This is a genomic window from Proteus vulgaris (assembly GCF_011045815.1).
Lineage (GTDB): Bacteria > Pseudomonadota > Gammaproteobacteria > Enterobacterales > Enterobacteriaceae > Proteus > Proteus vulgaris_B.
In genome coordinates, this window is sequence record NZ_CP047344.1 from 1,930,124 (window position 1) to 1,956,772 (window position 26,649).

Sequence of the window (26,649 nt, forward strand, 5' to 3'; positions counted from 1 at the left end):
TGTTGTTATCCTTCTTTACTCACAAAGAACACCAGTGCAGACAATATAAAAAAGCCGTCATGCGTTGCTGTCATTGGGCGAGAATGTATCGTGCCAATGGGGCAATAACGAGTGAAACAGTAATTTTGCAGCGAAAGTGAAGAGAGAGAACCGTGATAAGCCAGTGTTTGTAAGCGTGCAAACCACTCTTTTTGGACTAATTGCAAATGATGTTCCACAGAGCCAACAACCAATTGAAAGCCAAAGTTGAGCCAATATTGAGGCATAAATCGGGTGTGATAAGTGACTGCCCAACCTGATTTTGCATCATAACGTGTTGGCTTTTCATTATTGAGTAGCTCACGAGACAATGAATACTCATGGGCTTGTGCCATTTGTTGAAGTCTTAAAGTCTCAGGTAATGGCGGTAATGTGGGTAATGCGATAGAAAGTTGCTGATAGAGTTGTTCTGCACAAGTTTTATTCTCTAATAAAATAAAACGAGGTGAACTACAAACCTGTTGCCTAAACAAGCACACATCATTTAATACCAAAGAAATATCAGGTAATGAATCTCCCAAAATAGCCATTCCACTTATTTTTGGGCCCAACTCAATCAATTTAATATGTGCTGGTGTTATTTGGCGATAATGCTGAATAAGTGCATCACCACCCGCTAATAAAATGGCTTCAACACCTTCAAGAGCAAGCTCATCGTTTTGATTTTCACTCGACCAATTTAGAATTTCACACTGTTTTTCATTTAAGCCTAAATATGCCCGTAATGGATAAAGCCATTGTTTGGATAATCGTGCTTTTATTCTGATGGGACTACCAATTAAATAACCTGCAAATAAGGCTTCTAATGTACCAAGGGGATCTTTTTCAGAGACGACAATTAATAATTTATTGGGCGCACGCCAATTTTTATTTCCTAACTCATTAGCCACTTTTTGTGCTAGAACATCGCTGTAAGCCCATTGCTTTAAACGTTCAAGGCAGAATTTTTGCGTTAAGATATCATCAGAAAATAACCAGTTTTCATTAAGGCAGTGTATTAAACACAGTTTAATGTTTGCTAAACGAACAAGTATAGCTTCTATCATTTTATCTGTGCAGCGCAAGTGCCCTCTGGTGAAGTTGCTCTTCCAATATAATGAATATAGGGTAACGAATGACCACAAGCGCATTGTGTTCCCCATATTCCTAAATCTTGGGTTAACAGACGTTGAGAAGGCAGAGAATCAAAAAAAGGATTCTCAAGTTGAATAAATCCTGTTTTACCTTCTGGTGCCCGATCACCTGTTTCATCAATAATGGCAAAACGAGAATAAGCTGGAATGTGGAAATGCCCTTCACTGCAACTAATGTAGTGTAGAGGATGCTCTGTCATGCCATAAATATCACGAATATCAACATTAGGAGCGTGTAAGGTTTCTTTTAATCCTTGGATAATATCTGGTCGTTCAAGCCGCTTTGTCATCCCTTTCCATCCCCCACCCGTTAAGCCTTTAATCGGTGATAACAGCGTGAAGGGTTCTGGTCGGCTTAAACATAAGTGTTCAAAGAAAAGTGTTAACCCAAGAATATAAATAGGAGCCGGATCGTTAGCCCAACGTTGTAATGTTGACCATGCGAGTTTTGTATCAAATTGGCCTTGTTCTGATACCGTAAAAACAAGCTCTTTAATCGGTGCACATTGGGTAAATTTTAAGAAAGCAGTGGCAAAACCAGCATGATCACCAGATTGAGGATCGGGTGATAACATCAGAAAATGGGCTGGATTTGTGGATATTAGGCTATTGTGATAGAAAATCTGTATCATTGCCGTTTCAATGCGCTTTAGGCTGTTCTCATCAAAGAAGACTTGCGTTTTCCCTTGTTGTCCCGTTCCTGAACTATTTAGCCAAATACCATTACAATGTGTTGGCGTCGCTAAATCCATGGTTTTAAATAAATTAACGGGGATAACCGGTTGAGGAATTTTTTCCCATAGCGATTGATAATTAGCATTATATTGGCGATGCCAGATATCTGCTTCATCCATAGATGCAGTAAAAAGAGCATCATCAAAACTATCAACAGCATAAGGTTGAGTAAGATTAGCTAAGCTATCAATTTTATGACGCTGTTTTTCTGACATGATGTATCCTTACATTTATAAAGGTTATGTCAACATAGTCAGCAATTATTTTTACTTATTAAATGTAATTATTCTTAAAATAGGAAAGATGTGATTACATTTCACTATTCTTATGTTTTATATCACATTGTTCTATCTAGATTGAATAATCATTATTTGATAAACAGGTATTTCCGCTTAAAAATAAAGAGAACACCTTAAAAATAAAAGTGTTCTTTATTATGATTATGATGAGTGAATTGTTATTTTGCGTAAAAATAACTGAGCTTATCCATGAGCTCTTCACGAACGTTATTGGAAATAAAACTGGCAATTAGAAAAAAGAGATCCATTAGCGGCAATACTAGGGATTTCAACCAGACAATTAAACCGCGCTTTAGCACATTTAGTGAGTATTAAAGCGATTACATTAAAGAACAAATCGATAACGATATTAGATTGTGAATGCTTATCCCGCATTGATAACTCAAATGAATAAATTCTAAATGATAGATATTTAATTAAATATCAATTAATTATCTCATTTCTATCTTGTTCATTTTTTTTGATCCCTTAAAGCAAATGTTTTAAATGGTAATGAAATAAACTTAAGCTACAATTTAATAAGCCTGCTGGAATAAATATAAAAAACTCACCTTCATATCTTTAATTTCTTTTAAAAAGAAATAGTTATCTGTATTACGCATAAAGCACAGTACGCTCACGCCTTTTATTTAACAAAGGGTTAATTCCTTTTAAATAGGAAATCAAAAATCATGAATAAAACTTTCGCATCTGAAATATTTATCAATGGTGAGATCCATACTCTTGATAGAGAAAATCCTATTGCCCAAGCGATAGCTATTTATCAAGGTAAATTTCTTTTTATTGGCTCAAATGATGAAGCGATGCAGTTTCAAAATGCAGAAACAAAAATCATTGATCTAGAAAACCACGTTATTATTCCTGGGCTTAATGACTCACACCTGCACCTCATTCGCGGTGGATTAAACTACAACCTAGAATTACGGTGGGAAGGCGTGCCCTCCTTGTCTATTGCCCTTGATATGTTAAAGGCTCAAGCTCAAGTGACACCGTCACCGCAATGGGTACGTGTTGTTGGTGGCTGGAGCGAGTTTCAATTTGCAGAGCGTCGTATGCCAACGCTAGACGAAATTAATGCGGTTTCTCCTGATACGCCAGTTTTTGTATTACATCTCTATGACAGTGCATTGTTAAATAAAGCGGCACTGCGTGCGATTGGTTATACCAAAGAGACACCAAACCCACCGGGTGGTGAAATACAGCGTGATGAACATGGCAACCCTACCGGATTGTTGATAGCAAAACCTAACGCTATGTTGCTCTATTCTGCGTTAGCAAAAGGCCCTAAATTACCTCTTGAATATCAAGTCAATTCAACTCGCCAATTTATGAGAGAATTGAATCGTCTTGGTGTAACTAGCGCCATTGATGCAGGGGGTGGTTTTCAAAATTATCCTGAAGATTATCAAGTCGTTGATGAGCTCGCTAAGAATAATCAATTAACTATTCGTATTGCTTATAACTTATTTACCCAAAGGCCAAAACAAGAATTTGAAGATTTCCAACAATGGACATCAATGGTATCACCCGGTGATGGTAGTGATTTTTATCGTCATAACGGCGCAGGTGAAATGTTGGTTTTTTCTGCGGCTGATTTTGAAGATTTTTTACAGCCAAGACCTGATCTTCCTGAAAATATGGAAGCTGAATTAGAAAAAGTGATCCGTCACTTAGTTGAACATCGCTGGCCATTTCGTTTACATGCCACTTATAACGAATCCATTAGCCGAATGTTAGATGTCTTTGAAAAAGTAAATAAAGATATTCCTTTCGATGGACTACATTGGTTTTTCGATCATGCTGAAACCATCAGTGAGAAAAATATTGAACGTGTTAAAGCGCTTGGCGGTGGATTAGCAATTCAACATCGTATGGCATTCCAAGGTGAATATTTTGCACAACGCTATGGCACAAAAGCACTGAAACAAACACCGCCTGTCGCCAAAATGCTAAATGCACAAGTCCCTGTTGGATTAGGTACAGATGCAACTCGTGTTGCTAGTTATAATCCGTGGACAGCGCTTTATTGGTTAGTTTCGGGGCGTACTGTGGGTGGTATGCAAATGTATGATGGCGATAATCGTTTAGACAGAGATACTGCCTTAATGCTTTGGACTATGGGGAGTTCATGGTTCTCTAATGAACAAGGTAAAAAAGGTCAAATTAAAGCAGGTCAACTTGCCGACTTTATCGCCCTTTCTGCTGATTATTTTCGAGTACCTGAAAACGAGATCAAAGCGATTGAATCACTTTTAACGGTAGTGGATGGCAAGATTGTGTATGCAAATGGTGCTTTCTCATCGTTAACACCGCCATCTATTCCGGTATTGCCGGATTGGTCGCCTGTGATCAAAGTCCCTGGTCATTATTCTTACTTACAACAAGAGACAAAAGCAGCGGTTTTAAATCAGTTACATCAATGCTGTGGTGCATGTCATGCTCATGGACATCAACATGATATCGCTCGTCAATCATCTATTCCTGTTTCAGATGATAATGCATTTTGGGGCGCTTTAGGTTGTTCTTGCTTTGCATTTTAATATTTTATAATAACGATGGTCGGTAATTATTTACTGGCCATCTCAAATAAAGAGAGATGAGACTATGGCAACGCAACGTACTTCCGCGTGGTCGCCCTTACGTAATCGTATTTTTTTCGTATTATGGATGGCAACGTTATTTTCTAATATTGGGACTTGGATGAATGATGTGGGTGCCGGTTGGTTGATGACAAACCTAAGCCCAGATCCCGTTATGATTGCAGCTATTCAAGCCATGACAACATTACCTGTTTTCTTATTGGCACTCCCAGCTGGAGCTATTGCTGATATCTTTGATAAACGAAAATTGCTTATTTTCGTCAATATTTTGATGCTCTGCGCCGCTTCATTATTAGCGGTTCTTGTGTATTTCGATGTTATCAGTATTGGCTGGTTATTATTAATTACCTTTGTTTTGGGTTCTGGCGCGGCGTTTTTAGGCCCTGCATGGCAAGCGATTGTACCAAGTATTGTCGAGCCCCATGAATTAAAGTCAGGTATTGCCTTAAACAGTATGGGAATTAATATCAGCCGTGCAATAGGCCCCGCACTTGCAGGTATTTTGATTTCTCAAGTTGGTCTTTATTTACCCTTTTTACTCAATGCCTTGAGCTTTATCGCCATTATTCTTGCTGTCTGGTGGTGGGAAGGTGAGAAAAAAGAAGAGGAAAAACTCCCCGCAGAATCTGTTGTTGCCGCGATGATCTCCGGTTTACGCTATGCGCGTTATAGCCCTGCGCTGATAAAAACGATTATAAGAGCGGCCAGCTTTTTTATTTTTGCGAGTGCTTATTGGGCAATGTTACCGCTAGTCGCCCGAGTTTCACTACACGGTGACGCGACATTATATGGTTTACTAACAACTAGCATTGGTATTGGTGCTGTGATTGGCGCATTTAGTTTATCAACATTGCGTGAAAAATTGAGTACCAGCACATTGATTGCTATTGGCACCGTGGGTACAGCATTGGTGTTATTTATTTTCGCCAGTGCGACTTCAAAATATCTTGCTATTTTCGCTAGTATGCTCGCTGGATTTAGCTGGATAATCACCCTTTCCACATTAATGGTCTCTGCACAGACAGCCTTGCCTAATTGGGTTCGTGCGAGAGGTCTAGCACTTTATTTAACCGTATTTTCTGGCTCAATGGCATTAGGCTCTCTTGTTTGGGGGCAAATTGCTTCACATACTTCAGTAACGATAGCTTTGCTGTGTGCAACGGTTGGAATTATTTTAGTTTGGTTATGTGTTTTGCGTGTCAAATTAGAACATGACAACATCAATTTACAGCATTCAGAACACTTTATTCTTGATGATGGACTTATTGAGATCACAACGGATAAAGGCCCTGTGTTAATTACCGTAAATTATCAAATTGAAGCAATTCACAGTGAGCAATTTCTCAGTTTAATGAATCGACTAAAAACAGTTCGTTTAAGAGATGGCGGTTATTCATGGGGGTTGTTTGTTTCATCTGATGCTATTACGGAAAATAACACTCAATCATATATGGAAACTTTTATGGTGGCTTCTTGGGCTGAGCATCTTCGTCAACATGATCGCGCGACAATGGACGATAAACAATTGCAACAACAATTAGATAAAATAATCAGTGCCAAAAAAGTAACACACGCTTTTTCTGCTTTTTCGCCAAAAAAATAACCACATTAACTACTCATACACCTTATTTGTATTTATTTCGATCAATAAGGTGTGTGAGTGGTTTTATGTTTTCTATCCTTTCATTGCCTCTCATCTTACTTTCTTGTACTCTGCACCGCTTCTTACCTTGAAATTAATAATACGTATTTGAGAAAATCATGACAGGACATATTTCTAAAGATCCGCTACATGGCGTCACTCTTGAAATGCAAGTAAATGCGCTGGTGGCTAAATATGGTTGGGCTAAATTAGGTCAACTTATCAAGATTAACTGCTTTAGAAGTGATCCTAGCGTGAAATCAAGTTTGAAATTCTTGCGTAGAACCCCTTGGGCACGTGCTGAAGTAGAAGCGCTTTACCTAGATTCTCTTGAAGCCGATATTGATGATGTGATTGAAGTTATCGATAGTCCTGATTGTGATCCGTGGGCGAATAGTAGAAAGCGATAATTGTTTTATTTTATTGTTATATTTTCTCACTCATCCCTAAACTCTTTCGGCGTCATACCAAATTCTTTTTTAAAGATAGAATAAAAATATTGCAATGACGGATAGCCACACATCACGGATATTTCTTGTATCGCAAGTGTTGTTGTGGCTAATAAATTTTGAGCACGTTTGAGTTTTTCTTCATAAATAACCGTATGAATTGTCTTGCCAATTTCCTTTTTAAACCGTTGCTCTAAATTAGAACGCGACATATTAACTGCATCTAAAACTTGTTCTGTTTTTATCCCTTTACAGGCATTGTAATAAATATAATGCATAGCTTGAACAACGGTGGGATCGTTAAATGAGTGAAAATCAGTTGAGCGCCGTTCAACAATTTTAACGGGGGGAACTAATATTCTTTGCTGTTTATCTGTTACATGCCCATCTAGGGTTTGATGTAATAATTTTGCGGCTAAATATCCCATTTGCCGTGAACCTTGCACAACAGAAGATAATGCAATACGGGATAAATAGCGTGTCATATCTTCATCATCGATTCCGATAATGCTTATTTCTTCAGGTACATTAATGTTTAAATTGTCGCATACTTGTAATAAATGACGCGCCCTTGCATCGGTGACAGCAATAATCCCTGTTTGTGGTGGTAAAGTTTGTATCCAGTCAGATAAACGATTTTGCGCGTGTTGCCAATTTTCTTGTGTAATATCCATGCCGTTATAAACAATACCTGGATATTTTTCACTGGTGACTAATTGGCGAAAAGCGTACTCTCGTTCATTAGACCAATGGGGGTGATCTTTGGCGGGTAAACCATAAAAAGCAAAATGCTTAAGCCCTTTCTGTTTTAAATGTAAAAAGGCTTGTTGAACTAATTCATAATTATCGGTGGCGATATAAGGTACGGGAGGATAATTTTTTTCTTGATGATAAGATCCACCTACACCAATTACTGCTAACGATGATTGGCTTAAATGCTCAGCAATAATTGGATCGTCAAAATCTGCAATAATACCGTCACAAACCCAGTGGTTAATATTATCCAGTCGAGTACGGAAATCCTCTTCAATAAAGACATCCCAATGGCACTGTGAGGCCTGAAGATATTCTCCAACCCCCTCAACCACTTGACGGTCATACACTTTATTAGCATTGAATAACAACACAATACGAAAGTATGTATCTTTTTTCATCTTCGTTTACCTATTCCCCCAAGGCTGGCATTAAACCATAGCTTTAATTTTGTAAGAACTTGCTTTCATCGCTATGTGATTACTATCACACAAGCCAAATTTCGTAATAGCAAAGTAAAAAATAGGAATAACCAATGTTAAGAACAACGAGTATTTTGTTTTTAAACACGATTGCCGAGGAGATTTTTCATGTATCAGAATAACTTTAATAAATTAATTTCTAGGCAAAATACCTATAGCGCAAAATGGTGTAATAGTAACGCCAATGTTATTCCATTATCTGTTGCAGATATGGAAATTGCTGCGCCTGATTTTATTACAAACAAACTTGCTGAATTTAATCACAAGGGAATTTATGGCTATACCGATCTTAGTCATGATTGGAATAACGTTGCCGCTAATTGGTTTAAAAGCCAATATCAATGGATAGTTGCCCCTGAGACGATTGTGTTTTGTCCTCGCGTTATACAAGCCGTTTCACTTTATATCCAGAATTTCACACAAATAGGCGATAAAGTCACAACGCTGTCTCCAGCTTATCACCCTATTAGCAATGCTGTTTGTGTAAATAACCGCGAGCTATTAGAAAGCCCGTTAATTTATCGTGACGGCTACTATGAAATAGATTTTGATGATCTAGAAAATAAGTTTAAACAGTCCGTCTGTTTTATGTTGCTTTCACCACACAATCCAACTGGTACGGTATGGCAAAAAAATGACTTAATAAAAATAGCGAAGCTTGCACAGAAATATCACGTTTTTATTATTTCTGATGATGTGCACGCAGATTTTGTTTTTGATGATGCTCTCTATCATCCTATTTCATCTTTAAACACCTATGTAGAACAGCACTCTTTTATTTGTACATCTCCAGCGAAAACCTTCAATTTAGCGGGGCTAGAGATAGCGAATATTGTGATTGCTAATCCCGAGTATCGTGAAAAATTCAAACAGTGCTTGAATGCTGCTGGTATTCATAATCCAGGATATTTTTCTGTTCCCGCTTTTTTACAAGCTTATACCTTACAAGGCCAACAATGGCTTAGTGAATTAAAAACGTACCTTGCTGATAACCGACGTTGGGTAAAAGAACAATGTGAACGTCACTTTTCCGATTGGGTTGTCACACAAAGTCATGGCACCTACATGCTATGGATTAATTACCAAAAAATGCAGTTAACTGAAGAACAACTAAAACATTGGTTTGTTTCATTAGCCGAAGTGGAAATGAGTTGGGGGCGCGGTTTTGGTGCGGTTGGGGATGGTTTTTTCCGCATTAATATCGCGACACCTCGTTCAATATTAGAAACCGTTTTCACTCGGCTTATTCGTACCTTACCTCACGCCAGTTTGGAATAAATTACAATGAAAACGCAAACGATAAACAGCCCAAGAACACCTACGCTTCTTGAATCGCTCTTTCCTATTCTCACTATGGTGGTGTTATTAGGAGGAGGCTACGCCGCTTTTGATTTACCACCAGAACCATTAATGGTGCTTTCGACCGTTGTGGCTGCACTGTTAGTAAAACGGTTGGGATACCGCTATGAGGAGATCTTAACTGCTATCTCACAAAAGATTGCTAAAACTATGCCAGCATTGCTGATTTTAATCAGTGTGGGCTTGTTAATAGGCACATGGATGATTGGTGGCACCATTCCTCTGATGATCTATTACGGTCTAAAAATGATCAGCCCAGAAATGCTATATGTTACAGCATTATTGGTCACGTCATTGGTGTCGGTCTGTACGGGAACATCATGGGGTTCAGCAGGAACCATAGGTGTTGCATTTATGGGTGTTGCCGTAGGTATGGATGCAAACCTTGCAGCAACAGCCGGCGCCGTAGTCGCGGGAGCCTATTTTGGTGACAAGCTTTCACCGTTATCAGGTGATACTAACCTTGCCGCAATGGCAGCAAGGATCGACCTTTATCAACATATTTGGCACTTACTTTATACCACACTGCCTTCGTTGATTTTAACGGCGATTGTGATGACTGTTTATGGCATGAATGGCGATTTAGCGGGTCAAGGTGTGCCAGAAAAAGTGACATTAATTACAAATGGTCTTGAGAATGTTTATAACTTCAATCTTATTCTTCTCATTCCAGTGTTAGTGATTTTATATGGTTCAGTAACAAAAAAACCCACTATCCCAGTGATGTTAGCTTCTGCTGCAATTGCAATGCTAAACGCTTATCTTGTTCAAGGTTTTGGTTTACATGACATCGTAAAAAGTGCGGTTGATGGCTTCAATGTCTCGATGATCCAAGGTAAAGAAGTTCCTGAATTGTTAGGTAATTTGCTAAATCGTGGTGGCATGAACTCCATGATGAGCACTCTGCTTATCTGTTTCTGCGCCCTCTCGTTTGCTGGTACTTTATCGTTAAGTGGCGCATTAGAAGTCATTGTCCATGCATTATTAAAAATGGTGCACTCAACAGGTTCAATGATCTTAGCCACAATTGCTTGCGGACTCACCATGATTGGCGTGACCTGTAATGGACAAATCTCAATCCTTATTCCTATCGAAATGTTACGTGGTGCCTATATTGAACGAGGATTACATCCTAAAAACCTGGCGCGTACTGTAGAAGACTCCGCCACTATCTTTGAACCTATTTTACCGTGGACTGCCGCAGGTGCTTATATGGCGGGTACGTTAGGTGTTGCAACCTTAAGTTACTTACCTTGGGCTGTATTGTGCTGGAGTGGCATCTTCTTTGCCATGCTGTGGGGGTTTACGGGCTTTGGCATTGCCAAATTAACACCAGAAGAGCAGGAAGAAATGACTGCTGAGCTTGGATCACATTCAGAATTACAACTTGATACTAAATAAGGACGGTTCCATGTCTTACTTTGATAAAATTGAACAAATTCAATATGAAGGCACAACAAGCGATAACCCATTAGCGTTTCGTTACTATGATCCTGATGAAATTATTTTGGGTAAACGAATGGAAGAACACCTAAGATTTGCAGCTTGTTATTGGCATAACTTCTGCTGGAATGGTTCTGATATGTTCGGTATCGGTACTTTTGATAGACCATGGCAAACACCAGGTGAAGCATTAGAGCAAGCAAAACGTAAAGCAGATGTGGCCTTTGAATTCTTTCATAAGCTCAATGTTCCTTTCTATTGTTTTCATGATATTGATGTGATTTCTGAAGGGAATAACATCAATGAATATGTTTCTAATATGGCGGCGATCACCGACGTATTAGCGAAAAAACAAGAAGAAACTAACGTTAAATTACTATGGGGAACTGCGAACTGCTTCACTAACCCTCGTTATGGCGCAGGTGCAGCAACAAACCCTGATCCTGATGTTTTTGCTTGGGCCGCAACACAAGTATGTGAAGCGATGAAAGCGACAAAAGCACTGGGTGGTGAAAACTATGTATTATGGGGTGGACGTGAAGGTTATGAAACCCTGCTAAATACCGATTTACGTCAAGAAAGAGAGCAAATTGGTCGCTTTATGCAGATGGTGGTAGAGCATAAACACAAAATTGGTTTCCAAGGTACATTACTGATTGAACCTAAACCACAAGAGCCAACCAAGCACCAGTATGATTATGATACCGCGACAGTTTATGGCTTCTTAAAACAGTTTGGTCTTGAAAAAGAAGTGAAAGTAAACATTGAAGCAAACCACGCGACATTAGCAGGACATAGTTTCCACCATGAAATTGCTACTGCGATTGCGTTAGGCATTTTAGGCTCTGTTGATGCTAACCGTGGTGATCCTCAATTAGGTTGGGATACAGACCAATTCCCAAATAGTGTAGAAGAAAATGCACTGGTCATGTATGAAATTCTTAAATCAGGTGGCTTTACGACAGGTGGATTAAACTTTGATGCTAAGGTTCGCCGCCAAAGCAATGATAAATATGACCTATTCTACGGACATATTTCAGGAATGGATACAATGGCAATGGCATTACGTATTGCGGCAAAAATGATCCAAGATGGTGGCCTTGATAAATTCACGGCACAGCGCTATTCAGGTTGGAGTGCTGAATTTGGCCAAAATATCCTACAAGGTAAATTAAGCCTTGAAGATGTGGCGAAACATGCACAAAGCAATACCTTAGCGCCACAGTTACAAAGTGGACGCCAAGAAATGTTAGAAAGCTTAGTGAATCGCTATATTTTTGGATAATCGCATCATAATACTAATAACACAGCGGATTTTCCGCTGTGTTTATTAATTAGATAAACATCATGAGGTAACTTCATGTATTTAGGGCTAGATTTAGGCACATCAAGCGTTAAAGCGATCATCATGAATGAAAATGGTGACGTTGTCACAAGTTATTCGGTTGCTTTAGCAATATCACGCCCTCACCCTCAATGGTCAGAACAAGATCCACAGCAATGGTGGCAAGCAACGGAAGAAGCTATTCTCCAGCTTGGACACAGTTATCCGATGGAACAAATAGAGGCGATTGGATTAAGCGGACAAATGCATGGTGCTGTTTTGCTTGATGCTCAACAAGCGGTTCTACGCCCTGCGATATTATGGAACGATGGTCGTAGTTTTAAACAGTGCCAAGCACTTGAAACACAATTTCCCCAGTTTAAAAAAATCACTGGTAATTTAGTGATGCCAGGGTTTACGGCACCTAAATTACAGTGGGTTGCTGAAAATGAACCCGATATTTTTCAACGTATTGCACATATTTTATTACCAAAAGATTTTTTGCGCTGGAAGATGAGTGGTAATTTTGCCAGTGATATGTCAGATGCGGCAGGTACGCTTTGGTTGGATATGCAAAAGCGCAACTGGAGTGATGAACTTTTAAGTGCAACAGGATTAACTCGCCGACAGATGCCAACATTGTTTGAAGGTAATCAAATCACCGGTTACCTATTAGCTGATGTGGCTAAAAAATGGCATATGAAGCAAGTACCTATTATTGCGGGTGGCGGTGATAATGCCGCGGGGGCAATCGGGGTTGGGGTTTATCAACCCGGTCAAGCAATGCTCTCTTTAGGTACTTCAGGGGTTTATTTTGTGGTAAGTGAGCAGTTTCTACAAAATAGCGATAATGCAGTGCACAGTTTTTGTCACGCATTACCCAATACATGGCATTTAATGTCAGTGATGTTAAGTGCGGCATCATGTCTTGATTGGGTGTGTCAATTGACTGGAGTTGAGAGTGTGAGTGCGATGTTTGAAGACATTAAACACGCCACTTTTGCGGATAGCCCTCTACTCTTTTTACCTTATCTTTCAGGGGAACGAACACCTTATAACAACCCTAATGCCAAAGGCGTATTTTGGGGTTTAACCCATGAACATCAACGAGCTGATTTATGTCAAGCTGTTCTTGAAGGCGTAAGTTTTGCATTACGACAAGGAATTGAAGTTGCTGATAATGCTGGACAATTAGCTGATAACATTACGTTAATTGGCGGTGGTGCCAGAAGTGAATATTGGCGACAACTGCTTGCAGATATTACAGGGAAAAATCTCGATTATCGTCAAGGTGGTGATGTCGGCCCTGCGCTTGGTGCAGCAAGACTTGCACAATTAGCAGTAAACCCCGCTCATTCATCACAAGTTATTCTTTCTCAACCTAAGCTTGAAAAACGTCATATACCCAATTTAGAAAAACATAAAACATACGAGAAAAAATATCATGCTTTTAAAAAGCTATATTCATTAATTAATACAATGGAAATATAGCAATATTGCGTCAATATCAGGGAAATACCTAAAGCCATTCAATAAAGAGAGGCTTTATTTCTTCTTATTTGGGATATAGCTACAGAAAAAATAAATTTGGGATATAGCTACAGAAAAAATAAAATAGTTAATTGAAAAAACAATCTTTAAAGTAATTCCTTGCTAGTAATTGAGCTTACTAGCTGAGCTTACTAGCAAGGCAAAAAATTAACGATAGCCACTACGATGGTTTTTGGCTGACCAACTATAAGTTTCATCACTAGGGGCTAATTTCTGTTTTTTCTTGAGGGCTTGTGCTTTTTTGGTGGCTTTTTCAACTTCGAGGGAGATTTCGGTAATAATGGAATCTTTGGTTCTGTTCATTTCAGCATTAGTTAATTCACGTCCGAACTTCTTTTTTTCTTGAGCTATTCGGGTTCTTACTCGCATTTGTTGGGCATCTGTCATTTCTTGGAGTGTCAGTTTCTTCATTCTATTACCCTACCTATGTTGAGTGAGGAGATATTAATATAACATCATTAAGGTACCTCTCCATCATTATATTTAAATTTGGGGTAATTAATCTCTTCTTTCATTAAAAATGCATTACGCCTGAATAAGTGCGTAATGCATAAACAATAACTTCAAATAAAAAATTAAACTAATTGAAGAAATGCAGCTTTAAATCCATCAATATCTTGTTGTGTTGTTGCCCAAGAAGTACAAAGGCGTAAACAACTCAAGTTAGGATCTTCAAGTAATACACGATGAAAAACAAATTGTTGAGTTAATTTTTCCGCAATCGCATTTGGTAGAATAACAAAAACTTGGTTAGATTCTGGCGGTGCTAAAAATTCAAAACCTTGTACAGTAAAAAATTCAGTTAATTGTGATGCCATTTCATTAAGGTGTTTACCTAATTTAAAATAGAGATCATCTTTAAATAAAGCTTCAAATTGCGCGCCTAATAACCAGCCTTTTGCTTGCAATCCGCCCTTTTGTTTCAAGCTAAAACGAAAGTCAGTTTTCAATGTAGGATGACAAATCACTAAGGTTTCAGCTGACATTGCGCCAATTTTAGTGCCACCAATATAAAAAGCATCGGTTAAGCTGGCGATATCTTCAATAGTCAGATCACTTTTTGCTGACATTAATCCTGTAGCTAAACGAGCACCATCAAGGTATAACCACAAATTATGCTCGTTACAGAAATCACGGAGTGCTTGTAGTTCTGCTTTGCGATAAACCGTACCAATTTCGGTGGCATTCGTAATATAAACAAGCTTAGGTTGAACCCAATGTTCATCGTTATGTTCAGCGAGAATGGGTTTTAACAATGCAGGGGTTAATTTACCATCAGCCGAAAATGTGGTGATAACTTTATGCCCTGTTGCTTCAATAGCACCGGTTTCATGTGTTGCAATATGTCCTGTGCTCACAGAAATAACAGCTTGGTGTGGACGTAAAAAATGAGAAATCGCGGTTAAATTAGTGATGGTTCCACCATTAAAAAAGTGAATATCCACATCAGGCTGTTGAATACGCTGTTTAATGAGTTCAGCCGCTTGATGACAAAGCTTATCCATGCCATATCCATCATAGCGTTGACCCACTGTATCAGTGATTGCCTTCATGACCGCGGGATGTGCAATTTCATTATAATCATTTTGGAAGCGGTACATGTGTTCTCCTATCGAATGTTGTGTTTTTTATTGTGTTTTATAAATAAAAACGCTCCACATCTAATCAATACACCGATTAAATGTAAAGCGCTTTAATATCTTGAAAAAGTAAGTTATTTAAAGCAGACCTCACCCCAACGGGCTAATCCTGCGGTAACCGATCCAAAATCATTTCCTTTCACAATCGGGATATTAGGTAATTGTTGTTCTATTGCTTGGCATAAAATCGGTGAACGCGCTGAGCCACCTGTCATAAAGATAGCGTCCGGTTTTATTCCCCCTTGTTGAACTGCATCATTAACTAATTCAATCATTTTACTTTTAGGGGATTCTATCGACTCCACCATTTGTTCACGTTTAATGGTGCATTCTAATGTTTCACTTAACAAGGCGATATTAGCAATATATTCAGGAGAATCTGATAAGGCAATTTTAGCCTCTTCAGCACGTCGAACAATGCTATAACCTAGTGTTTCATTATACACTTCGATTAGACGAGCTATTTTTTCAGGTTCTTTCGCATCTCGTCTAAGCTGGTTTAATGCAGCTAAATTTTGACGAGAATAAAAATCTTTTTGCGCTTCGACATTATTAATCGCAATAGGATCCCAGAATTGTTTCAGCGGTAATTTAATACCAGAAGAAGTTAATCCTGTCATACCGAATAAAGGCATAAGTTGTTTAAAAGCAAGATAAATATCAAGATCATTACCACCAACACGTTGTCCACTATGGGCAAGTAAGGTGTTTGAACGATCAGTTTTACCTTGATAACTTGGCCCCATCTGAATTAATGAACAATCTGTTGTACCACCGCCAATATCAACAACTAGTACTGTTTGGTCTTTATTTAAGGTAGATTCATATTCAAGCCCTGCTGCCACAGGCTCAAATTCAAACATAATATTCTTAAAGCCAGCTCTTTTAGCCGCGCGGATAAGAATACTTTCAGCTTGTTTATTTGAAGTTTCACCACCTAACCCATTAAAGTTAATTGGTTTACCAATAACGGTATCTGTAATTGCTTCTTGTGTGCTTTTTTCTGCTTGGTGTTTAATATTCGCCATCATGGCGCACACTAAATCTTCAAAGAAGCTAATTTGTATATCATGTAGGCCCGAAGCCCCTAAAAAAGATTTAGGTGATTTAACGTAATAGACATCGCGCGGATCACGTAGATACAAACTTAGTGCAGATTGTCCGAAAAGAATATCTTCAGGTACTAATTCAATATCTTCTTCTCGATTAAACGCAATCGACTTTCTTAGTAATTGTTCGCCAATTTCACTGGAAGGTTTTATATTTAAATGGCGAAATAAGTGCTCAGAAACAGATTCACGGGTTGGCGCACAAAGGGTCGATGGAATATAGACATCTTTACCTTCTAAAGGTAAAAGAGTCGGTTTTCCTTCTTTCATGATTGCAACAGAACAATTCGATGTTCCGTAATCAAAGCCTATAAACATTCAGCCTCCCCAATAGACTTCATTAAAAAAAGACTGAGCACTCTACATCAAGATTTTTGCAATTACCACCAGATTATAAAGTCAAAAAAAGCGTCAATGAGACAAGTGATTTACTGTATGAGTGGCTTATAATATTTTTAATAAAATTAATATAGTTATAAAACAATTAGAGATTTTTACGAGAAGGTATAAAAAATATGAAGATAATTTATTTATGCATTATAGGTATATCTGGTTATGAAGGCCCTGATTTTATTTTAGGGGCTTTTGACAATAGAGATATTGCTGAAAAAGCAAAAATGACTTTCATTAAAGATAATCAAAACGAAGAAAATCAAGTTAAAGTACTCACTGAAAAAGACAGATGGATTGAAGTTGAAGAAGTGAAATTAAGCAGTTTTAGTTGTGATATCCCTCTTTCAGATTTTTATTATATTATTTCACGTTTTAGTGAAGGTTTTGGTCAGATCTACCGAGATATTGAAGCTATTTTTGATAACTATGAAAATGCACTCTCTAAATTAGAACAACTCGAAAAAGAGTATAATGAATCAGATGCTTCATTCCCTGAATATTTTGCGATTGAAAAACTACAATCGAATCAAGTTAATGCTAAAACCGTAACGCAATGGTTAGCCAGTGACTTTTTCGGTGATGATAACCGTTTATTATGATCTCTTTCTTTCAATGTTGCGTTGGTAGTCGCTATTAACACCAAAGTGTGTTTTTAAGAAATCAACAAACAATATTGTTTTACGAGGGAGATTTTTTTTATCTGGATAAACCGCATAAATAAAATGCTCAGGTAAATCAAACTGCGTCAAAATAGGGATTAATTTTTTATCTGTCGTTGATAGATGAATTTGAGTAATAAAATGAGGGAGTAATGCGATACCGACACCTTGCAAAACGGCTTGTAATAGTGCTTCGCTATTATTAACGCGATAATTTCCTTTGGGAATATGACTATGTTTTTTCCCTTTTTGATAGAAAACCCACTCCATACCTGCTTGATATAATGAATACGATAAACAGTTATGATTTTTGAGCTCAGAAATTTGTTTAGGTACACCATATTTATCAAGATAATCTGATGACGCATAAAGTTGGCTATAGCAAGGCGATAATTGGCGTGCGATTAACGATGAATCTGGTAATTCACCAATTCTAATTGCGATATCGTATCCTTGTGCAACTAAATCTGTCACATTGTCATCAAATAAAAGTTGTACCTCAAGCTCTGGGTATTTTTGCATAAATAAAGGCATTATTTTAGCAATATGCAAAGTACCAAAAGACATGGGAGCGGATATTTTGATGATCCCTTTTGCCTTATCGCTAAATTGTGAAACAGCCTCTTGTGCGATAGTCGCCAGTTTGTATGACTCACGAATATAGCCAATATAAACAATTCCTTCTTCGGTTAAACTAATACTCCGCGTTGTTCTATGAAATAACCGTACACCGAGTTTTTCTTCTACGCCTTGAATTGCTTTGCTTATCGCTGATTTTGTCATGTTTAATGCTTTGGCAGACTGGGTAAGACTTAAATTGTCTGCAACTGCAATTAAGATGGGAAAAACGTTCATATCATTCATATTGTCAACTTAGCGTAAACAGTGTGTTTTCTTGCCTGTGTTATCGAAAAGGAATATTTTAAACCCACACAAAAAATAATTTATAGTCATTTAACATTATGAATAACAAGTATATTCTCTCTCTTATTGCGGTTTCCTCTGGCATTTTGCTTTCGCTTATGATTATGAGTAATAGTTATTTAGCCAGCTTTACAACACCATTAACGGCATCATGGATAACACACGGTATTGGAACATTCTTTTCCTTCATTATATACATTTTATATTTAAGAAAAAATCAACAAAGCAATAGAGATAAGAATAAGGGAAATAATAACAAGATAAAAATATTATGGTATTTAGGTGGTATACCTGGCGCATTTACGGTGTTATTAGCGGCAATCACTGTAAATAGTCCCTTGTCACTTTCTGGTAGTATTATTCTCATGATAACAGGGCAAATTCTTTTTAGCGTTATTGTGGATGCAAGGGGATGGTTTGGTGTCGAAAAAAGAAAAATTACTTTGCGAGATCTCTTTATGTGCCTCTTATTAATTTCAGGCAGTGCATTGTTAATTATAGGGAGATAACAAGTGAGTTTATTTATTTTAATCGCATTATTTAATGGCGTTTGTATTGTCACTAGTCGGACATTAAATGGTAAACTTGCCCAAAAGAACAATGCAATTTATAGCTCGTTAATCAATCACTTGGTTGGTTTTTTATTTCTGACTTTTTTTGTTTTATGGATAAAAGATTATCAAACAATAACGTTAGGTTCGATACCGTTAATTGCCTTTGCTGGTGGAATTATTGGGGCTTTTTTTGTTGTCATCAACAGTTACGTTTTGCCCCTGCTTGGCGTTATGTTAACGTCTGTTCTCGCTATTTGTGGGCAGATGATCTCAAGTTTGGTGATTGATATCTTTAGTGGCGTTGAAAGCCATCATTTACTATTACAGATAATTGGTGTATTGATGATTATTGGCGGTGTACTGATCAAATTTACTCAACAATCAAAATAAAAAGTATTAATAAGCCTCAGAGGAGATGATCCATCCCCTGATATTTAAATAAAAAAATCATGCTTAAAATGAGATATAACGTGTTTTCCATCACAATTCATCGTTATTGTTAGATTGGGTTTTAATCCACCTAAATAGCAGTCAACCGAGTCGGTAAATAAATGAAATAAACATCCTATTGCAATCGCTTTTAATTTCCATGAGGGCAAAAACCATATACCCAAATAAACCAAAGCGGCCCAAACCGTGTGTAATGGATGAAAACCCACGCTACAACGATTGGGATCAAAAATAGGGGTTGCTAACAAATGGTCAATATCAATAGCCATTGTTCCAATCATAAGCAGTGAGGCTATCTTCCAATTCTTACGCCAGAAAAGATAGCCTAATAGAATAGGCGCTAAAAAATGTAAGCTGTAATGTAAAAGTGTTCTAAAAATCTCAAATATCACTTAAGCCTCTAAACTAATCATAGATAATGTTATACAGAGTAAACAGGCAAAAGAACCGTTCAGTCTATTTGCCTCTTTAATTTCGATGTATATCTCAAGTTTATTCGCAAATTTCTTCACCATTGGCTTTTAAAATAGTCTTCATCATCCAATGTTTTTTAGACCAACCATAAAAAATAAGGTGTGATGGTTTGTCATCATAATTATAGTCATCTGGCGTATTTATTACGCTCATTAGCCCATTCCAAATTGGTATAAATAGTGTTTTGAAATATTGAGATTGGGTATCAATATAATTCTCTGTCCATAAGACAAATTGTTGCAGTTCTTCTTGTGATAAATACGAGAGGTAAAAAACACATTGTCGCCATGCATAAGCTGCATTTTTTATTATGATTAATGATGCATGATAACCACGATAAGGAGCCTGTAAATAGCGATTGATGACTTGCACACATTGTTTACACATATCAAGCAAGAATGGTTTTAATTTGTCAGCAAGACCAAGCATATTAAAAATAGTACTAAGATTATGGGTTGTTAATATGTAGGATTGTTCAAGTAACTCCCCATTTATTGCCGGTGAATAAGAGCCAAATTTTTCATTTGTTCTATCTTCACACCATTTTAGAATCACGCGAGATGTTGCATAAGGGTCGCTCCCTTGTGTATTTACTGACGATAAAGCGGTGAGTAATTCATGCTTTAATAGTAAATAATCAACTTTATAATATTGTGAATACAGGCTGTAAGGTAAAACTGAATCAGCATTTTTTACCAATATATTCGCGATCTTCTTACTGAACATTCCCATAAAGATATCTGCGGCAAGTTCTTCACTCCATTTAATGCTTGGATCTATTTCAGATGTCAGTGAGTTTAATTCTTGTAATAAAGGATTAGGTAGCTGCGTTTGTGGAAAATAACGAAAATTTAATAATAGAAACTCATTTAATACTTCCGTAAAGATAGTTTTATTGGAAATTTGTTTTTTACGAAACTTGTCAATAATCGTAACCCACGGTAGCTCTTCTAGTTGTACTTGATGTTGTAAATCTAATAGCAACAAAGAGCGACGTTGTTTAAATGCTCGATAGTTTTTTTCGTAAAGATGGCGTAATGGAATATCTAATAGACTATTAGCACGTAAACCCGCTGTAATTTGAGGAATAATATGACTTAACGCTTCTGAAGAAGTAATTAACTTTTGCTCGACAAGCTGGCTTGCTGTGGTATTAAAACTACGCATTGTTTTATACGTAATGATATTTGGAATAGGATAACCTTGTGTTAAGTTAAATTTACTTGCTTCACTTTCAGAAATTGCCTCTGTGGCGATTTCTTTATTATCAAAACCATTATTAATATCTAAGCAATCAAGTCGGTTTAAAATGACTCGACTTAATGTGTAATGTAATGGCGCTTGTACATCACCTTGCTTTATTTTTTGTATTTTATCGTTTTTCTCTGAGTTTGGTTCACCATACTTCTCGATATGACGTTGTAATAAAATACGAATATGTTGTGCTTGATGAAGATCTAACTCATTCTTCTCAAAGGATAACTGCTCAATAGCAATACGTAATTTTGCAAAGTCACCTTTATTTTTTACAGGTTTATTGCAAAGGAAATATTGTTTACGTAATTTGGAATATTCAGCAATAAGATCTTTTGCCGATTGCCTCCATAACGATGTAATTGTATTACTCGATGACTTATCAACAATTTCTGAAAATAACGCTACCATTTTCATTTTAAAAGGATGCCAAATAGTCACAGCTTCTTTTTGTGCTAATACTCGTTTATTTGGTTTTATTCTTTTAAGGTCGTAAATTGTTATATCGAGATCTTGCACTCTTACTGTACTACTTGAAATAACAGGCAGTTCGACAATGCGAGGGTAAAATCTTAATGTTGAAAACCAAGGCGAAATAATATCAAGCAAGTCTCTTGCGTAAGATTGTGCTTTATTTCTGATCAACCATGCAACAGTGAGTAAAACACTCTCTTCAGGAACCGTAATAAGATAGTTTTCATTATCTAAACATTTATTAAGAACATTCATTCCTTCATCAGTTAAATAGTAGCTATTTAACGCTAATCGCTGATTTTCAGGTGAGGTTTTTATTTGCAGTTTATCTAATAAGTATTGCTCTTCAGATGTTATTTCTCCCCCAGCCAACCAATTACCAGTGGCGAATCCGCCTGTTATAACCTCAAGGGTGATCCATGCAGGTGTGTTTTCGAATGGTGTTCGGCTGCCATAAGTGGCTTGCCCTTGTAGTATCTGGTGTAAGACAGCTTCCCATTGTTGAACTTTATTGTTATTTATCTCGGGTTGGCTTAATACTTTAGCCAATTGCGATTGTGCATAAGAAAGTCCAACGGGTAATAGGTTTTGTTTATCAGCCATGATATTCACCAAATAAAGAGAGGTATTCAAGGTGGTTTTTGATTGCTTTGAAAGGGATTAAGCAATAGAAATTATTATTAATGAGGGATCCAGAAGCAGGAGTTGAACCTGCGCCCTTTCGGTCCGAAGCCAAATGCTCTACCACTGAGCTATTCTGGAATACGTTGTGATTATAAGTGATAAACAAAAAATATCATCTAAATTATACCTATTATTTATATCTTTATGGATGATTTTAAGCAAAAACCATTACCCCTATTAGTTAAATTAACGTCAGTGATACCGGAAGATAGAAATATTAAGCAGTGGTAAAATGCTGCTGTGAAAATTTAAGAATATGCCACGGGATTTACTGACAGTGATGTATTTTTTTGTTCTATAAAAAATTATTCGGTTAGAAATAACACACTATAATTTAATAAAAACATACGATCAGAGCGTGTCATCACATGTTCTTAAGAGTATAGTAGTCAATCTTTCAGCCAGACTAGATATAACAATTTTTATTATGGAATCAGCGTTTTCTGCTCAAAATATTCGACATATTCTTGCTACTAACACACCTATTATTGATGTGCGTGCACCTATTGAATTTAATCAAGGCTCGATCCCTAATGCGATTAATTTGCCTTTAATGAATGATGAAGAGCGCGCGGCTGTGGGAACTTGTTATAAACAACAAGGATCACAAAAAGCGGTCGATTTAGGACATCAATTGGTTAGCGGTGAAATCCGTGATAAGAGAATTGCAGCTTGGCGTGAAGCCTGTGAGCAATTTCCCAATGGTTATATCTGCTGTGCTCGTGGTGGGATGCGTTCTCATATCGTTCAGCAATGGCTTAAAGACACAGGTATAGATTTCCCATTAATTGAAGGGGGATATAAGGCATTAAGACAGGCTGTTATTGAAATGACCAATGAGTTCGTTCAGCGCCCTATTATCCTTATTGGTGGATGTACTGGCAATGGAAAAACGACATTAGTGCGTTCATTACCTGAAGGTATTGATCTTGAAGGTATTGCTCATCATCGAGGTTCTTCTTTTGGCCGTACTGTTGAAGATCAATTCCCTCAAGCTACATTTGAAAACCATCTTGGTGTTGAAATGTTGAAAAAATCACAAAAATATACGAGATGGGTACTCGAAGATGAAGGCCGTGCTATTGGAGCTAATGGATTACCTGAATGTTTGCGAGCAAAAATGGCTGAAGCATCAATCGTTGTTGTTGATGATCCCTTAGAGCGACGTATTGAGCGTTTAAAAGCAGAGTATTTTGATCGTATGACTCATGATTTTCTAGAGGCATATGGCGAAGATAAAGGCTGGCAAGCTTATAGTGATTATTTACATCATGGTTTATTCGCTATCCGCCGTCGATTGGGATCTCAACGAGCTGCGGAATTAACACAATTACTCGATAATGCGTTAGAAATACAAAAAAAAGAAGCCAATACTGAAGTTCACTTTACTTGGTTAACTCCTTTGCTGAAAGAGTATTACGATCCTATGTATCGTTATCAATTAAGCAAAAAGGTAGATAAAATTATTTACCAAGGAAGTTATGAAGAAGTCATGCAGTGGTTTAAAAACTAATAAATAGCTAAGATTTTTGTATTAAATACGGACACCATAGAAAAGCCCCATAAATTTATATTACGGGGCTTTTTTAGTTTATTTAGTCAAGTTTTAGTTCGATATAACCATAACCCTAAGATTATCATTAAACCAAAGAAAAAAGGCACAGCTAAAGATAGTTCTAAGAAAATAAATCGATTAATGTTGATCCCCTGCCCTCTATTTGAGAATTGCAAAGCTAAAGGCAAAGCACACAATCCAGACAGAAAGCCGATCCCAACTAAGCGATATAATTTAATACGGTTTTCTTTTTGTGTTAAATAGTTTTGTTTACGCTGATATTGTATGTATTTCCAACACAAATAAAGTACTCCTAATATCGAGCCTAAATGTTGTAATAATTTATAAATAGCAATCTCTTGGCTGTCTGTCATTCCTTGTAATAATTGAGCCTGTAATACAGAAAAAAATCTGACTGCAGTTCCTGTTTCATGGGTAAATGAATCCCATACAATATGTGTTACTGCGCCAATATACAGGGATAAAACAAATAGACTTAATGCCCGAATATTGAATTTTAAAGGATCATATAAAGGTATGGGTGATACACATTTTAATGGATTTCTGAATAAGTAATTTAAGATAAAAACGAAGATACAAAAAGGAAATGCAGTATAAAACCAGCCTAATAAATCATGTGCCGTTGTTGCTGATTGATATAAACCCAAAGAATAGAGTAAATCAGGTGAAGTGCTTCCCACAATTAATGCAGGTAAATTAAGATATTTTCCTATTCTGGACTGTTTTATCGGGAAAACAATGGAAGGATGTGAAAAAGTCCACGGCATAGGAATATCTCAACAAAACAAAGTGAATAACAAAATAAGCATGAGTATATCAGCAGATGAGCTAAGTTTTATCTGATATCACAGCGATCTGCTGGATTAATAAAAAACCTTCTTATTAATTAATGCAAAAAACGCCATAAATAGTGAGAATATTAATGGCGTTATATGATGAGTTATTAGTTATTTACACACTACTTTTTTGTGGAGATATCAACAATTCGTTCTTCTCTAGGCATGTTGATAGTGGCTTTTTGCTTAATATATTCAATAACGGCCGTTGCTGCACTGGTATTAGGAATATCTTTAGTATTTTGTCCATGAGTAAAGGTAGTGAAACCATCACCGCCTCTTGCTAAGAAGGAATTAGCAATAATGGGATAGTAAGCATTATCTTCTACTTGTTTTCCATTAATAGAAACAGAAACAACACGCTCGTTAACAGGTTTAGAGCTATCATATTTCATTTCAAAACCACTAGAAGCCTGCAATACACCATTAGTTAAATTTGCAGAGTGATTCATTAAATCCCGTAAATCTTTACCACTTAATTCCATGTAAGTTAAATCATCAGGGAATGGGAACATACTAATAATATCCCCGATCGTAATATCTCCTTTATGGATCTCGTTACGAATACCACCACTATTAACAAAAGCAATTTGAGCTCGATTATCTGTGACTAAAAAAGCATCGGTAATTAAATTACCAATTTCAGAAGATCCACCATAAGAGCGCGTTAGTTCATTATGGGCGTTACCAATTTTTTGTTGTGCAATTTCATCTAATTTTTTAGTCCATGCTTCTATTTTTTTCTGTGTATCTGGATCAGGTTTATGTTCATCGGCAAAGATATTAACTAACTCCCCCTTATAGCTATCAATTTTTTTAGTTTTATCATTGATATCTAAAACTAATTTTCCAACATTAATGCCATAAGCATCTGTAGAAACAATCAATGTATCATTTACTTTAATAGGTTCTGGTGTACCCACATGAGCATGTCCAGTAATTAAAATATCCAACCCTTTTACTTGCTGTGCTAATTCAATATCTTTTTGTAGCATACGGGTGACATCTGCTGAGCCAAAGCTAGATTGTCTTGCAGGAACACCTTCATGAACCAGTAATACAGTTATATCAACTTTCCCTTTTAGTTCATTAAGATATTTATTAAGGTATTCAACTTCGTCTCTCGCTTCTACACCCTCTCGTTTATCTTTATTGACAGTATCATAGAAAGCAAATTTACCGTGTAGTCCTATTACACCAAACTTAACACCTTCTTTTTCTAATATAATATACGGTTTATCCCAAACAGCTTTCCCATTATTTTCATAGAAAACATTACCTAAGAGTACGGGGAACTTCGCTTTATTAAGCTGTGTAATCATATTTTCAACACCATGATCGAATTCATGATTTCCCACGGAGGTAGCATCAAAAGACATTTCATTCATGATATCAATAATGGCTTCACCTTGTGTTAAGGTGCTTAAATAAGGTCCTGTAAAATAATCACCAGCATCAAAAAATAAGACGCCTTGATTATCTTTTTTTGCCTCTTTAACGATGGTTGCAATATTGGCAAAACCGCCAACTAATCTATCTTGGCTAACGTAAGGAGCTTTAAAAGGAACGGCATTCGCGTGCAAATCGTTAGTGTGATAAATGGTAATTTCTTGAGCAAAAACTGAAGAATTCCCTAATAACGCGCCAATTAAAAGAGGAAATATAAGAATAGGCTTATGCATAATAATATCCTGTAATAATGAGAATACTGAAATAACGTCGTTGATGTTCGATATCTAGTTAATAACAGCTGAGTTATTAAAAGCATGATAACTATCACAGTAAGTTAGCAATATGCCCGATTGAATTATGT

The 26,649-nt window shown here is 37.0% G+C and carries 22 protein-coding genes, 1 tRNA gene and 1 pseudogene; 12 read left to right on the forward strand and 12 right to left on the reverse strand.

Translation table 11 applies throughout. The features are described from left to right. Positions 1-5: 5 nt before the first annotated feature. Both GTH24_RS09230 and GTH24_RS09235 read right to left on the reverse strand, forming a co-directional pair. Positions 6-1,085 (reverse strand): acyl-CoA reductase, encoded by a 1,080-nt coding sequence (locus GTH24_RS09230; RefSeq protein WP_164526301.1) that lies wholly within the window; start codon positions 1,083-1,085, stop codon positions 6-8. Further along, a complete protein-coding gene (locus GTH24_RS09235) occupies positions 1,082-2,122 on the reverse strand; it encodes a hypothetical protein (protein ID WP_072068050.1) in 1,041 nt (346 codons plus the stop codon). Before GTH24_RS09235 ends, GTH24_RS09230 begins: the two co-directional genes overlap by 4 nt. 337 nt (positions 2,123-2,459) lie before the next feature. Here GTH24_RS09235 and GTH24_RS22460 point away from each other — a divergent pair. The 4 genes and pseudogenes from GTH24_RS22460 to GTH24_RS09255 form a co-directional block, all read left to right on the forward strand. Next, positions 2,460-2,600, forward strand: a pseudogene (locus GTH24_RS22460) (hypothetical protein); the annotation flags it as partial. Between the two features lie 277 nt (positions 2,601-2,877). Next, complete coding sequence (locus tag GTH24_RS09245; protein WP_164526302.1) at positions 2,878-4,746, forward strand: amidohydrolase; 1,869 nt, start codon at positions 2,878-2,880, stop codon at positions 4,744-4,746. A gap of 64 nt (positions 4,747-4,810) precedes the next feature. After that, entirely contained in the window at positions 4,811-6,409 is a 1,599-nt protein-coding gene (locus GTH24_RS09250) for an MFS transporter (RefSeq protein WP_072068052.1), read from the forward strand. A 158-nt stretch (positions 6,410-6,567) separates the two neighbouring features. Next, a complete protein-coding gene (locus GTH24_RS09255; protein WP_072068053.1) occupies positions 6,568-6,858 on the forward strand; it encodes a VF530 family DNA-binding protein in 291 nt (96 codons plus the stop codon). Between the two features lie 26 nt (positions 6,859-6,884). On the opposite strand, the gene GTH24_RS09260 is transcribed toward GTH24_RS09255, so the two are convergent. Beyond that, entirely contained in the window at positions 6,885-8,051 is a 1,167-nt protein-coding gene (locus GTH24_RS09260; RefSeq protein ID WP_164526303.1) for a XylR family transcriptional regulator, read from the reverse strand. Positions 8,052-8,240: 189 nt separating this feature from the next. Between GTH24_RS09260 and GTH24_RS09265 the strand changes: the two genes are divergently transcribed. The 4 genes from GTH24_RS09265 to xylB all read left to right on the forward strand — a co-directional run bounded on the left by GTH24_RS09265 (position 8,241) and on the right by xylB (position 13,749). Beyond that, positions 8,241-9,410 (forward strand): MalY/PatB family protein, encoded by a 1,170-nt coding sequence (locus tag GTH24_RS09265; RefSeq protein WP_164526304.1) that lies wholly within the window; start codon positions 8,241-8,243, stop codon positions 9,408-9,410. A gap of 6 nt (positions 9,411-9,416) precedes the next feature. Next, complete coding sequence (nhaC, locus tag GTH24_RS09270) at positions 9,417-10,892, forward strand: Na+/H+ antiporter NhaC (protein ID WP_072068056.1); 1,476 nt, start codon at positions 9,417-9,419, stop codon at positions 10,890-10,892. 10 nt (positions 10,893-10,902) lie between these two features. Next, entirely contained in the window at positions 10,903-12,219 is a 1,317-nt protein-coding gene (gene xylA, locus GTH24_RS09275) for a xylose isomerase (protein WP_164526305.1), read from the forward strand. Between the two features lie 75 nt (positions 12,220-12,294). Further along, positions 12,295-13,749: a xylulokinase gene (xylB, locus tag GTH24_RS09280; protein WP_164526306.1), complete on the forward strand. Its 1,455-nt coding sequence runs from the start codon at positions 12,295-12,297 to the stop codon at positions 13,747-13,749. Between the two features lie 207 nt (positions 13,750-13,956). Here the strand turns inward: xylB and GTH24_RS09285 are convergent, their stop codons facing one another. The 3 genes from GTH24_RS09285 to yegD form a co-directional block, all read right to left on the reverse strand. After that, on the reverse strand, positions 13,957-14,220 hold the full coding sequence (locus GTH24_RS09285) for a DUF3811 domain-containing protein (RefSeq protein ID WP_069369172.1): 264 nt from the start codon (positions 14,218-14,220) through the stop codon (positions 13,957-13,959). 164 nt (positions 14,221-14,384) lie between these two features. Continuing rightward, positions 14,385-15,410 (reverse strand): threonine aldolase family protein, encoded by a 1,026-nt coding sequence (locus tag GTH24_RS09290; protein ID WP_164526307.1) that lies wholly within the window; start codon positions 15,408-15,410, stop codon positions 14,385-14,387. A gap of 113 nt (positions 15,411-15,523) precedes the next feature. Then, positions 15,524-16,876 (reverse strand): molecular chaperone, encoded by a 1,353-nt coding sequence (gene yegD, locus GTH24_RS09295; protein ID WP_164526308.1) that lies wholly within the window; start codon positions 16,874-16,876, stop codon positions 15,524-15,526. A 197-nt stretch (positions 16,877-17,073) separates the two neighbouring features. Here yegD and GTH24_RS09300 point away from each other — a divergent pair, with 197 nt between their 5' ends. Next, positions 17,074-17,550 (forward strand): hypothetical protein, encoded by a 477-nt coding sequence (locus tag GTH24_RS09300; protein WP_164526309.1) that lies wholly within the window; start codon positions 17,074-17,076, stop codon positions 17,548-17,550. Here the strand turns inward: GTH24_RS09300 and GTH24_RS09305 are convergent. Further along, positions 17,545-18,474, reverse strand: a complete 930-nt coding sequence (locus GTH24_RS09305) for a LysR family transcriptional regulator (RefSeq protein ID WP_164526310.1) — start codon at positions 18,472-18,474, stop codon at positions 17,545-17,547. The genes GTH24_RS09300 and GTH24_RS09305 overlap by 6 nt on opposite strands. Positions 18,475-18,572: 98 nt before the next feature. Between GTH24_RS09305 and GTH24_RS09310 the strand changes: the two genes are divergently transcribed. Together GTH24_RS09310 and GTH24_RS09315 are read left to right on the forward strand one after the other, a co-directional pair. Further along, entirely contained in the window at positions 18,573-19,043 is a 471-nt protein-coding gene (locus tag GTH24_RS09310; protein WP_164526311.1) for a DMT family transporter, read from the forward strand. Between the two features lie 3 nt (positions 19,044-19,046). Beyond that, entirely contained in the window at positions 19,047-19,478 is a 432-nt protein-coding gene (locus GTH24_RS09315) for a DMT family transporter (protein ID WP_115349727.1), read from the forward strand. Between the two features lie 44 nt (positions 19,479-19,522). Here the strand turns inward: GTH24_RS09315 and GTH24_RS09320 are convergent, their stop codons facing one another. The 3 genes from GTH24_RS09320 to GTH24_RS09330 all read right to left on the reverse strand — a co-directional run bounded on the left by GTH24_RS09320 (position 19,523) and on the right by GTH24_RS09330 (position 22,502). Next, positions 19,523-19,930, reverse strand: a complete 408-nt coding sequence (locus GTH24_RS09320) for a DUF6122 family protein (RefSeq protein WP_072068064.1) — start codon at positions 19,928-19,930, stop codon at positions 19,523-19,525. Positions 19,931-20,030: 100 nt separating this feature from the next. Next, positions 20,031-22,343 (reverse strand): hypothetical protein, encoded by a 2,313-nt coding sequence (locus tag GTH24_RS09325; RefSeq protein ID WP_164526312.1) that lies wholly within the window; start codon positions 22,341-22,343, stop codon positions 20,031-20,033. A gap of 87 nt (positions 22,344-22,430) precedes the next feature. Beyond that, positions 22,431-22,502, reverse strand: a tRNA-Arg gene (locus GTH24_RS09330). 349 nt (positions 22,503-22,851) lie between these two features. Between GTH24_RS09330 and mnmH the strand changes: the two genes are divergently transcribed. Then, positions 22,852-23,937, forward strand: a complete 1,086-nt coding sequence (gene mnmH / locus GTH24_RS09335) for a tRNA 2-selenouridine(34) synthase MnmH (protein WP_072068066.1) — start codon at positions 22,852-22,854, stop codon at positions 23,935-23,937. An 86-nt stretch (positions 23,938-24,023) separates the two neighbouring features. Here the strand turns inward: mnmH and GTH24_RS09340 are convergent, their stop codons facing one another. Together GTH24_RS09340 and GTH24_RS09345 are read right to left on the reverse strand one after the other, a co-directional pair. After that, on the reverse strand, positions 24,024-24,767 hold the full coding sequence (locus GTH24_RS09340) for a DUF4184 family protein (RefSeq protein ID WP_072068067.1): 744 nt from the start codon (positions 24,765-24,767) through the stop codon (positions 24,024-24,026). A 191-nt stretch (positions 24,768-24,958) separates the two neighbouring features. Then, positions 24,959-26,518, reverse strand: a complete 1,560-nt coding sequence (locus tag GTH24_RS09345; protein WP_072068068.1) for a bifunctional metallophosphatase/5'-nucleotidase — start codon at positions 26,516-26,518, stop codon at positions 24,959-24,961. Between the last annotated feature and the right edge of the window lie 131 nt (positions 26,519-26,649).